Below are 11431 nucleotides of genomic sequence, written 5' to 3' on the forward strand. Positions count from 1 at the left end.
CGGCTCGGGCAGCGGGGCCATGCCGAACGATCTCGTGCCCGAACTGGCGGTCACGGATTGGCGGCGGTCGCGGTGCTTCTACTGCGATCTTCTGGGGTTCGCCGTCATCTATGAGCGGCCGGAGGAAGGGTTCAGCTATCTGCGCCTCGGGGCTGCCGATCTCATGATAGATGAGATCGGCAAGGGCCGAACCTTCGACGCGGGGGAGGGACCGTGGCGAGCGCCGCTCGGGAGAGGCATGAACCTGCAGATTCGCGTGGCCCAGATCGCTCCATTACTGGCCGCCCTGGAGGGGGCCGGTCGGTCCCTCTACCTGCCGGTGGAAGAGCGATGGTATCGCACGGGCGCGGGGGAGGTTGGCAACCGGCAGTTCATCATTGCGGACCCCGACGGATATCTCCTGCGCTTCCATGAACATCTTGGATACCGGCCGGCCTGACATGCGCCGCGGGCGCTTACGGGCTGCTGACAATGGCTGTCAGGCCTGCATGGCGGCTTTCCTGATCTGACGAAGTACACCCGGATACCGGCAGATTTCGGACCATTGTCGCACCGATCTCCAGATTTGGAGGGAGTGGGGCATGACACGTCAGGGCTTTTTCAGCGGCCCGCTAAGGGTCTGACCTTATGCGCTTCGATGTTGATGACACTGGCAGACATGTTTGCGGATCGACAGAGTCGGTTTGACGGTAACGTGCTGCTGAGAAGGCTCTCGCACATCTCGCCACCGACGATCTGTGAGGCGATTGGCGCGCCGCCCCGTTCAGGACGGCGCGCGAAGTTTTGACGGTGCCCGAAGTCGGCCATCGGACAGCAGCGAGGAGGGCGGGCGCCTCCTCCCAAGAAATCTGCCTGACTCCGGAGCTTTTGCGGCAGTGATCGACGGTCCCGCCGCCGATCATCGCGATTGCTCGATCAGCTCGGGATTTTGCCCTGAATACCCTCGACGTAGAAGTTGAGCCCGTGGAGCGCACCGTCATCCGGTACTTCGCCCTCCTTGAGCCAGACTGAACCATCCTGCTTGTTCAGCGGGCCGGTGAACGGATGGTATTCGCCCTTCGCGATCCTGTCCTTCAGCGCGAGCGCCTCCGCCTTCACCTCGGCAGGGACGGCATCGGTGATCTCGCCGATCTCGACCGTTCCAGTGCCGACGCCCTCCCAGTTCTTCGCCGTCTCCCACTTGCCGTCCAGCAGCAGTTGCACACGCTCTATGTAATAGGGTGCCCAGTTGTCGATGATGGAAGAGATCCGCGGCTTCGGCGCATAGGCCGACATGTCGGAAGCCTGACCGAAGGAGAAGATGCCCGCTTCCTGTGCCTTCGCCTGCGGTGCGGTGGAGTCGGTATGCTGGAGCAGCACATCCACGCCTTCGGCGATCAGCGCGGCGGCAGCGTCGGCCTCCTTCGCGGGGTCGAACCAAGTGTAGGCCCAGACCACCTTGATCTCCACATCCGGGTTCACCTTCTTCGCATGGATGAAGGAGGCGTTGATCCCCTGGATCACTTCCGGGATGGGGAAAGAGCCGATGTAGCCGATCTTGTTGGACTTGGTCATCCGCCCGGCGAGCGTGCCCATGATCGCCCGACCCTCATAGAAACGGGCGTCATAGGTGGCGAGGTTCGGCGCGGTCTTGTAGCCCGTCGCATGCTCGAACTTCACCTTCGGGAACTTGCCGGCCACGTTCACGGTGGCTTCCATGAAGCCGAAGGACGTGGTGAAGATGAGCTGGTTCCCCGCGAGCGCAAGCTGGGTGATCGCACGTTCGGCGTCTGCGCCCTCCGGCACGTTCTCGATGGCGCTGGTGACGACGCGGCCACCGAAATGCGCTTCCATTTCCTTGCGGGCCTGATCGTGCTGGTAGGTCCAGCCGCCGTCGCCCGGAACACCGACATAGATGAAGCCGACCTTCACCGGTTCCTGCGCGAGCGCCATGCGACCCATGCCCCCCGCCGCGAGAGCAAGAACGGCACCGCCGGCCAGTAGTTCGCGTCTGTTCATTCAAGTTTCTCCCGTTGGATGGAATTTGCCTCAGGACGAGGCATGGAATACTCGGCCGAGCGATCCGGGCACACCCCGCGCCCGCCGCCGGCCCGATATGAGGACGAGAACGATGATCGTAATGACATAGGGTGCCATCGAAAGGTACTGCACCGGAATGTTCACCCCGCGCGCCTGCAGGTTCAACTGCAATACCGTGACGCCGCCAAAGAGATAGGCGCCGAGAACCGCGCGCCATGGCCGCCAGGAGGCAAAGACGACGATGGCAAGGGCGATCCACCCGGCGCCGGCCGTCATGCCTTCGGTCCATTGCGGCACACGTATGAGGCTGAGATAACCTCCGCCCAGTCCCGCGCAGGCCCCGCCGAACAGAATGGCGAGGAACCGGATACGCAGTACGCGATAGCCGAGCGCATGGGCGGCGTCGTGGTTCTCTCCCACAGCCCGGAGCACCAGCCCGCCACGCGTTCGCGTGAGCCACCACCAGACCGCAAAGGTAAGAAGCAGCGACCCGTAGACCCAGATGTCATGACGGAAGAACATGGGCCCCAGGACCGGCAAATCAGACAGGGGACCGAGGTCAAGTTTCGGCGTGCTGACCGGGCGCATACTGCTGTAGCCCTGCCCGATAAGCGCAGAGAGGCCCAACCCGAACAGCGTCAGAGCAAGCCCCGTCGCGACCTGATTGGACAGCAGAAACAGCACGAGGACAGCAAAGAGAGCCGCGAGCAATGCCCCGCCCAGAGCCGCCCCGAGCATCCCCAGTACAGGATTTTCCGTATGGATCGTGACGGCGAAGCCGCAAACCGCGCCGCAGATCATCATCCCTTCCACGCCGAGGTTCAGCACGCCCGAACGCTCCACCACAAGCTCGCCTATGGCAGCGAAGAGGATAGGGGTCGAAGCGACCATCAGCATCGCGACAAGTGTCGGAATGTCGAAACCGGCAATGACCATCACACGGTCTCCTTCGCGATGCGGATGCGATAGTCGGACAGCACGTCGAGTGCCAGCAGGAAGAACAGCAGCATCCCCTGAAACGCCTGTATGGCGGAGGCCGGAAGGCCCAGCATGGATTGCGCGATTTCTCCGCCGATATAGGTCAGCGCGAGCAGGAACCCGGCGAGCACGATCCCGATGGGATGAAGGCGCCCAAGAAACGCCACGATGATCGCCGTGAAGCCGTAACCGGTGGCGAAGTCGGGCGACAAGGTGCCGGACGGACCCGAAACCTCGAACATGCCGGCCAGTCCTGCCAACGCCCCCGAGACACCGAGACAGAACACCACCAGCTTGTCGGGGCTGACGCCGGCAAAGCGCGCAGCCCGCGGCGCGAGCCCCGCCACGCGGATCCGGAAGCCCAGGATATGCCGGGAGAGGATCACCCATGTCGCAAGCACCGCAAGTGCGGCCGCGATGACGCCCCAGTGAATGCCGGTGCCGGCCCAAAGCTCGGGGTTCGCAGCGGGCGGATACTGCTGAAGGTTGCGGCTACCTGGAAAGCCGTAGCCCTCCGGGTTCTTCAGCGGGCCGAAGGCTACCCACGACAGAATGTGCCCCGCCACATAGACCAGCATGAGCGAAACGAGGATCTCCGAGGTGCCGAAACGGATCTTGAGCACCGCCGGGATCATCGCCCACAGGAAGCCCCCCAATGCTGCCGCAAGCACCATCAGGGGGAATATGTACCACCCCTCCGCCGGGTAGAAAGCCAGCGCGACTGCGGCGCCGCAGATTGCGCCGATGATATACTGTCCCTCTGCCCCGATGTTCCAGATGCCCGCCCGGAAGCCCAGCGACAGGCCGGTCGCTATCAGGATAAGCGGCGCGGCCTTCACAAAAAGCTGCGGACGATAGTACCAGGCATTCTCCGAAAACAGCGGATCCCAGAAGATCGTGCGGATCGCGATGACCGGATCCTTGCCCAGAAGCGCAAACAGCAGCCCCCCGAAGATCATCGTGAGGACAACGGCGAGCAGGGGCGTCACAACCGCCCAGAGACGCGACGGCGTCCCGCGTTTCTCAAGCCGGATCATGCAAGACCTCGCCCGCGTCGGGTTCGGCGGGACGCATGCCATGTGCCCCGCCCATCATCAGCCCGATTTCTTCGATCGTCAGGCCCTGCGTCGGCCGCGGCGCGGAAAGGCGCCCTTCGTTCAGCGCCGCGAAACGGTCGGCGATTTCCATAAGTTCGTCCAGATCCTGACTGATTACCACGAGCGCCGCGCCCCCGGCCGCAAGGTCGATCAGCGATTGCCGGATGGCCGCCGCCGCTGCCGCGTCCACGCCCCATGTGGGTTGGTTGACGATGAGGGCGCGAGGCGATTGCAGCACCTCCCGCCCGATGACGAACTTCTGCAGGTTGCCGCCTGAGAGCGCACGGGCGGCCGTTTCCGTTCCGGGTGTGCGCACATCGAAATCACGGATGATTTTGGTTGCAAAGCTGCGGGTGCGGGTCCAGTCGATGAAACCGTTGTGGACCAGTTTCTGCCGCGTGCCGCCGGTGAGCAGAGCGTTTTCCGTCAGGCTCATCTCTGGCACGGCCGCATGGCCCAGCCGCTCCTCCGGGGCGGAGAGAAGGCCGCGCGCGCGCCGTTCCTCCGGACCCATTGCGCCGACCGGAGCGCCCTCGAGCAGGACACACCGGCCCGCTGATCGCGCCTCGCCCGAGAGCGCGGCCAACAGTTCGTCCTGACCGTTCCCGGCCACGCCGCCGATGCCGAGGATCTCCCCCTCCCGCACCGTGAATGACACATCGCGGAGCGTGGTGCCAAAGGCCGCCTGAGAGGACAGCGTCAGGTTCTGCACCTCCAGCACCGGCTTTCCGGGGGAGAGCGCCGGGCGGCTGGGGGTCTGCAGGGTGGTTCCCACCATCATCTCTGCCAGCTCGCGCGCGCTCCGCTCCGCCGGGGCGCACTCACCCACCACCTTGCCCAGTCGCAGGATGGTGGCGGAATCGCAGAGCGAGCGGATCTCCTCCAGCTTGTGGGAGATGTAGAGGATAGACGTGCCCTCTCCCGACAGCTGGCGCAGGGTCCGGAACAGGATCTCCACCTCCTGCGGCGTCAGGACGGAGGTCGGCTCGTCCATGATGAGCAGCTTCGGATCCTGGAGGAGACAGCGGATGATCTCCACCCGCTGGCGTTCGCCGGCGGAAAGATCGCCGACCAGTCGCGCGGGGTCGAGCGGCAGGCCGTAGGTTTCGCTCACCTCCCGGATCCGGGCAGAGAGCGCGCGCAGGGGCGGCGGATTTTCCATCCCCAGGGCCACGTTCTCCGCCACATTCAGCGCCTCGAAGAGCGAGAAATGCTGAAAGACCATGGCAACGCCACGACCCCGGGCCTCCCGCGGTTCTGCGGGCGCATAAGGCTTCCCGGCAAGGGTCATCCGCCCGCTGTCCGGCCGCACGAGGCCATAGATCATCTTGACCAGCGTCGACTTGCCCGCGCCGTTCTCCCCCAGGAGGGCGTGAACCTCACCGGCATCGACGGCAAAGGATACGTTGCTGTTCGCGACGACGCCGGGATAGGCCTTGGTTACGCCTTCAACCCGGAGCAATGGCATGGCTCCGCTTGCCGCGGTTTTGCTGTGTTCCCCGTTCATGCCCCAGTCACCAGGCGCTTTCCTTTTTTCGTGGATTGTGTTGCTTCCGCGGGCTTTAGTAGCTGGGCGGCGACGCCGACAGCAATGGCCTGCGGGTGTTTCCCAAGTGTTGGATCGCCTATCGGACAGGCAATGGCGTCAATTTGTGCGGGCATGTGCCCCAGCTTGGCGAGGCGAGACCGGAAGCGCGCCCATTTCGTCGCGGAGCCGATGAGGCCGCAGCGAGAGAACCCGTGTTGCAGCAGGGCATGGCAGAGCGAGAAGTCTATCTCATGGGAGAAGGTGACGATCAGGTGGTCTGCCTTCTTCGGCCCATGTCTGACCAGTCGCGCCGGCTCTGCCGCGACGATGCGGCTTACACCGTCCGGCAGGCTTTCCGGCATTCGGCTTTCGGAAGTGTCGATGAGGGTGATAGCGAAATCGGGGAGCGGCGCCAGGACCGCGGCAATGGCCCTTCCGACATGACCGGCACCCCAGATCCAAAGGGCGCGGGGTTCCGTCGCAACTGGTTCGATCAACCAGCCGTGACTGAATGCCGGTCTCGGCAGCGTTCCTGCCCTGCGCGCATGGGCGAGACTCCGGCGCAGCGCCAGCGGCATCTGCGCCTCCCCCTCCACTCGGCGCGCGAAACCCGGCAGCGCGTCGGAGAGCCCGGCAAGGCGCGCCGCAGTCCAGATTTCCGTGACGAGCGTGACGGTCCCGCCGCAGCATTGACCCAGCGCCGGGCCGAGCGGCAGGCGCTGCACCGCGCTCTCCCGCCCGCAGGCGATCTGTGCACGGGCAGCAGCAATCGCCTGCCACTCCAGCGCGCCACCGCCGATGGTGCCGGAGAGGCCATCGGCCCAGACCAGCATCGCCGTACCAGCTTCCCGGGGAGCGGAGCCATACACTTCCGCGACGACAATCCGCGCGACCGGCCCGTGAATTTCAGTGACCGTGGCAAGAAGGCTGCGATCAAAGCTCATTGTCTGCGCCTCCCTTGCCGCATTTCCGCGGGCCACCGTGCCGGCTTTCCATCAATCGTCGCTGAGGGCCTGGTCATCTTCAGCGGGCCGGTTCGGGGGTCGCGGGGGCCGTCCCCCGCGCTGCCGGGGCCAAGTGGGCCACTGGTCATGCTTGCCTCCGCTGCTGCGCGACGGCGGCGAGGATCCGCTCCGGCGTCGCCGGGGCATGGAGGTCGGGGTAGGAGGAGCCGTCCCCGCAGGCCGCGATGGCGTCGGATAGCGCCATCAGCGCCGATATGCCGTGCATGAAGGGCGGTTCTCCCACCGCCTTGGAGCGATAGATCGTGTCCTCGCGGTTTCTGCCCTTCTCCCACAGATGCACGTTGAAGCTGCGGGGCCGGTCAGAACATGCAGGGATCTTGTAGGTGGAGGGCGCGTGGGTGCGGAGCCGCCCCTTGCCGTCCCAGACCAGTTCCTCCGTGGTGAGCCAGCCAGCGCCCTGCACATAGCCGCCCTCCACCTGGCCGATATCCAGCGCAGGGTTCAGCGATGTGCCAGCGTCATGCAGAATGTCGGTCCGCAGAATCCGGTTCTCTCCTGTCAGTGTGTCGATGACTACTTCGGTGACGGAGGCGCCATAGGCGAAGTAGAAGAACGGACGGCCTACGCCCCTCAGCCTGTCCCATGTGATCTTGGGCGTGGCGTAGAAGCCGGTGGAGGACAGGCTCACCCGGTGCTGATAGCAAAGCGCCGCTGCCTCGGCGAAGCTGTAGCTTTCGCCCGCCACCTCCACCCGTCCGCCGGAGAACCGCACCTTTTCGGGCGTCGTCTGATGACTTTCGGCGAGGTGGGCCGCCATCCGGTCGCGGATCGTATCGGCGGCCGCCTTAGCCGCCATGCCGTTCAGGTCTGATCCGGAGGAGGCCGCAGTGGCCGAGGTATTGGGCACCTTGCCGGTATCGGTCGCGGTGATCTTCACCCGGTCGGCTTCCACGCCGAAGGAGGCCGCGGTGACCTGCGCCACCTTCTGAAACAGTCCCTGTCCCATCTCCGTGCCGCCGTGGTTCAGGTGGATCGAGCCGTCCGAATAGACATGGACCAGGGCGCCCGCCTGATTGAGATGGGTGAGCGTGAAGGAGATGCCGAACTTCACCGGCGTCAGGGCGATGCCGCGCTTGAGCAAGGGGTTCACCCGGTTCCATGCGCGTATCGCGTCGCGCCGGGCGTGATAATCCGCCATCTGTTCGAGCTCGGCGACCAGCTCATGCAGGACGAAATCCTCGACCGGCATGTGATACGGCGTGGTTTGCAGCCCGTCAGGATCGACATGCACCCGTGTCACCGTCTTGTCGCCGGAGGTCACGCGATCCTCCTGCACCTCGGGACTCGGCGTTTCGGGTGCCGGTTCCCCGATGACCACCGGATGCGCCTCGGGCCGGGTGGGGGCGTAGAAGTTGAGCTTTCTGATCTCCAGCGGATCGCGCCCCACGGCATGGGCGATATGGTCGAGCACCCGCTCGATCCCCAGCATCCCCTGCGGGCCGCCGAAGCCGCGATAGGCCGTGGCACTCTGCATGTTGGTTTTGAGCCGGTGCGAGGTGATCCGCGCGGCGGGCAGGTGATAGGCATTGTCGGCATGCAGCATCGCCCGGTCCGCCACGGCCAGCGTCAGGTCCTGGCTCCAGCCCGCCCGGGTATACTGATCGAAGGCGATGCCGAGGATGCGGCCCTCTTCGTCTATGCCGACGCGGTAGTCGATGCGGAAATCGTGCCGTTTGCCGGTGACCGTCATATCGTCATCGCGGTCGTAGCGCATCTTGCAGGGCCGGCCCGTCGCCCGCGCCATCAGCGCGCAGGCCACGGCCAGGTGGTTCCCCTGGCTTTCCTTGCCGCCGAAGCCGCCGCCCATGCGGCGCACCTCCACCCGCACGGCATTCATCGGCAGGTCGAGCGCTTCCGCCACCTTGTGCTGGATCTCCGTCGGGTGCTGGGTGGAGGAGTGGACGATCATGTCCCCCCCTTCCTGCGGCAGGACGAGTGCGGCCTGTCCCTCGAGGTAGAAGTGCTCCTGCCCGCCCATGTCGATCCGGCCTGTCACCACCCGGGGGGCGGCGGCGATGGCAGCATCGGCATCGCCCTTGGTCCAGGTCACCGGTCCCTGCTCGAACCGGCTGCCGGCGGCAAGGGCTGCCTCCACGCTGAGGATGGGTTCTTCCTCCCCATAAGTCACGCGGGCCAGCCGTGCCGCCCGCCGCGCGGCGCGGTGGCTCGTGGCGGCAACGATGAACAGCGGATGGCCCACATAGTGAACGACACCATCCGCGATCAGCGGCTCGTCATGGGCGCCGGGAGAGACATCGGGGATCGGATGGAGATCCTCCGGCCCCAGCACCGCCACCACGCCCTCTGCCGCGCGCACCGGGGCGAGATCGAGGGATGTCACGCGCCCCCGCGCCACGGTTGAGAGCCCGAAGGCCAGTGACAGCGTATTGGCGGGCACGGGAATGTCATCCACGTAGCGGGCCTTGCCGCTGACATGCAGGGGGGCCGCGTCATGGGGGAGGGGTTTCGCCACGCTCATGGCTGCACTTCCAGAATGTTCACCGATGCGCCCGCGAGATCGTGGAAGTAGCGGACAAGCATGTTGCCCGCCGTCTCCAGTCGGTAGGCGGCAGAAGCCCGCATGTCGGTCAATGGTGTGAAATCCTCGGCGAAGGCAGGTATCGCGCGGGCGATGGCGGCCTCCGTCCAGGGCTGGTGGAGCAGCAGCGCCTCCACGGCGGCGGCGCGTTTCGGGACGCCCGCCATGCCGCCGAAGGCGATGCGCGACGAGGTGACCGTGCCATCCTCCACCGTCACGTTGAAACAGCCACAGACCGCGGAGATGTCCTGATCGAAGCGTTTTGAAAGCTTGTAGCAGCGCAGCCGGTCGGGCTGCCGGGGAATGCTCACCCCCTCCACGAACTCTCCGGCAAGCCGATCCTGCTTGCGATAGTCGAGGAAGAACGCCTCCAGCGGCAACGAACGCCGCTCGTTACCCCGCCGCAGGTGGAGTGTCGCACCAAGCGCGATCAGCGCGGGCGGCCCGTCTCCGATGGGGGAGCCGTTGGCGATATTGCCCCCGATGGTCCCTGCGTTACGGATCTGGGTGCTGGCGAAGCGCCGGATCATCTCGCCAAGGCTGGGATGAAACGGGGCCATCGTGGTGCCGAAGTCGGAGAGGGTGACGCCCGCGCCGATGCGGATTTCCTCCTCCCCGATCTCGATGCGCTTCATATCGGCGATCCCGGCAAGGAACGCGACAGGGGCTAGATCGCGGAGTTCCTTCGTGACCCACAACCCGACATCCGTGGCCCCTGCGACCAACACGGCTTTTGGATGCTCCAGATACCACGTGGCGAGCGCGTCGCTGCTGCGGGGCATGAAAACATCGTCTCCGCCGGCGGGTTCTGCAACGTCCGGCGTCTCGTCATGCATCCAGCCGGGCACGGGCGCGCTTTCGGCATCCTCAGCCGCGCGCACGATGGGGGCATAGCCCGTGCAGCGGCACAGGTTGCCCGCAAGCACCGTGTCATGATCGCGCCGGCCGTTCAGATGCGCGACAGCCATGGAAACGACGAAACCGGGCGTGCAGAAGCCGCACTGGCTGCCATGTTTCTCCACCATGGCGGTCTGAACGGGATGCGGCTCGCCTGCTGGCCCGGCGATACCTTCGACGGTGCGAACGGCCTTGCCGTGAAGCTGTGGCAGAAACAGGATGCAGGCGTTCAGCGCACGCGCGCCGTCCTTGTCGGCGACCATCACCGTGCAGGCGCCGCAGTCGCCCTCGTTACAGCCTTCCTTGGTTCCGGTAAGGCCGCGATCCTCCCGCAGCCAGTCGAGAAGGGTCCGGGTCGGCGGTTCGCCTGCAACCCTGACCGGCGTTCCGTTGAGCAGAAACGCGATCTCCATTGAATATGACCTGCCGCTTTACTCCCTGAAGCGTCTGTTACCCCATCCGATGCGGCGTAAGAGGGGCGCGCGTTCTTGGGTCGAGGTAAGCGCAGCCCTTCCTGCTTGGCAACAGATATCTGCGTGCAATGCCCGCCGGGGCGGTGCCTTGCGACAGGAATGTAACTGAAATGCTCATAAAATGTCGCTGGCTGATACCATTGGCTCTTTCCGCGTGCTGTTCAGGTGTAGGAGCAGGATGGCACGGATCGTGGTCCTGTTTCTTCCTCATGTTCAGCCTGCTTTGACGGAGGGACTCGCGGATGCCCTGCGTCCTTCTTTCCTCGCTTTCATTTTTGCCGAAGTTTTCAGTCCTCCGATGATCGTCCCGCGCGAGGGCTGACTCACGGGGCCTCGATACCGGCGGACACAGCCATTCCGTACCGCCGTCAGGTCGCTCCCGGTGTTGGTCTTGCAGCCGTGACCCTCCGCCTGCGGGCTGGGCGCCTGTGCCAGCCATGAAGAGCTGCTGGAGCAATGAGAGCCGCATGGGAGGGGCCTTTCCGGCGATGTGAACGGTGCCACCAGGGGAAATTCACTTGATTGCCGCTCGCGGTCGCAGAGCTAGCTGTGGCGGATCTGGACCAACTCGCTCCGCCCGACCACGCCATTGGGATGCCTATCAGGGAGATGGCGGGTATCTGGCGGTTTCACGGAGAGGAGGCACTCGTCGCCGGAGCCGGGGGATGCGTGCCCGGCCTTCGGAACGATCTCCTTGCCTCGCTGCTGAAGGGTGATCGTCCGCCGAGCAAAGCAAAGCGCTGCACCAGCGCATAATGCAAAGATCGCGCCTCTACCCCCAGCACAAGGTATGGAACTGGGCCGCTTACCGAGGCGATGGCCAATGCGGAATAATCCAGAAGCGCTCCGCGCGGGCGGAGGTCGGGCCGCGACGG

The 11431-nt window shown here is 65.1% G+C and carries 9 protein-coding genes; 2 read left to right on the plus strand and 7 right to left on the minus strand.

Annotation, left to right across the window (positions count from 1 at the left end; translation table 11 throughout):
• The first annotated feature begins 19 nt into the window (after nucleotides 1-19).
• Nucleotides 20-439 carry a bleomycin resistance protein gene (locus CN97_RS18120; RefSeq protein ID WP_035714500.1) on the plus strand — a complete coding sequence of 140 codons (420 nt, stop codon included), beginning with the start codon at nucleotides 20-22 and terminating at the stop codon, nucleotides 437-439.
• A gap of 476 nt (nucleotides 440-915) precedes the next feature.
• Here CN97_RS18120 and CN97_RS18125 read toward each other — a convergent pair whose 3' ends face one another.
• From CN97_RS18125 to xdhA, 7 genes are all read right to left on the minus strand, one after another.
• Nucleotides 916-1998 carry a BMP family ABC transporter substrate-binding protein gene (locus CN97_RS18125; RefSeq protein WP_035714502.1) on the minus strand — a complete coding sequence of 361 codons (1083 nt, stop codon included), beginning with the start codon at nucleotides 1996-1998 and terminating at the stop codon, nucleotides 916-918.
• A gap of 30 nt (nucleotides 1999-2028) precedes the next feature.
• Nucleotides 2029-2955 carry an ABC transporter permease gene (locus CN97_RS18130; RefSeq protein ID WP_035714503.1) on the minus strand — a complete coding sequence of 309 codons (927 nt, stop codon included), beginning with the start codon at nucleotides 2953-2955 and terminating at the stop codon, nucleotides 2029-2031.
• The gene (locus CN97_RS18135) at nucleotides 2955-4034 is read right to left on the minus strand and encodes an ABC transporter permease (protein ID WP_035714505.1); all 1080 of its coding nucleotides are present in this window, start codon (nucleotides 4032-4034) and stop codon (nucleotides 2955-2957) included. Before CN97_RS18135 ends, CN97_RS18130 begins: the two co-directional genes overlap by 1 nt.
• Nucleotides 4021-5562, minus strand: a complete 1542-nt coding sequence (locus CN97_RS18140) for an ABC transporter ATP-binding protein (RefSeq protein ID WP_035714549.1) — start codon at nucleotides 5560-5562, stop codon at nucleotides 4021-4023. Before CN97_RS18140 ends, CN97_RS18135 begins: the two co-directional genes overlap by 14 nt.
• Nucleotides 5563-5597: 35 nt before the next feature.
• Nucleotides 5598-6566, minus strand: coding sequence for a xanthine dehydrogenase accessory protein XdhC (gene xdhC / locus CN97_RS18145; protein WP_035714506.1), 969 nt, complete (start codon nucleotides 6564-6566; stop codon nucleotides 5598-5600).
• 145 nt (nucleotides 6567-6711) lie between these two features.
• Entirely contained in the window at nucleotides 6712-9126 is a 2415-nt protein-coding gene (gene xdhB / locus CN97_RS18150) for a xanthine dehydrogenase molybdopterin binding subunit (RefSeq protein ID WP_035714508.1), read from the minus strand.
• Nucleotides 9123-10496, minus strand: a complete 1374-nt coding sequence (gene xdhA, locus CN97_RS18155; RefSeq protein ID WP_035714509.1) for a xanthine dehydrogenase small subunit — start codon at nucleotides 10494-10496, stop codon at nucleotides 9123-9125. Before xdhA ends, xdhB begins: the two co-directional genes overlap by 4 nt.
• 238 nt (nucleotides 10497-10734) lie before the next feature.
• On the opposite strand from xdhA, the gene CN97_RS21145 reads away from it, so the two are divergent.
• Nucleotides 10735-10878 (plus strand): hypothetical protein, encoded by a 144-nt coding sequence (locus CN97_RS21145; protein WP_176414903.1) that lies wholly within the window; start codon nucleotides 10735-10737, stop codon nucleotides 10876-10878.
• Nucleotides 10879-11431: the final 553 nt, after the last annotated feature.

Source organism: Haematobacter massiliensis (assembly GCF_000740795.1).
Taxonomy (GTDB): Bacteria; Pseudomonadota; Alphaproteobacteria; order Rhodobacterales; family Rhodobacteraceae; genus Haematobacter; species Haematobacter massiliensis.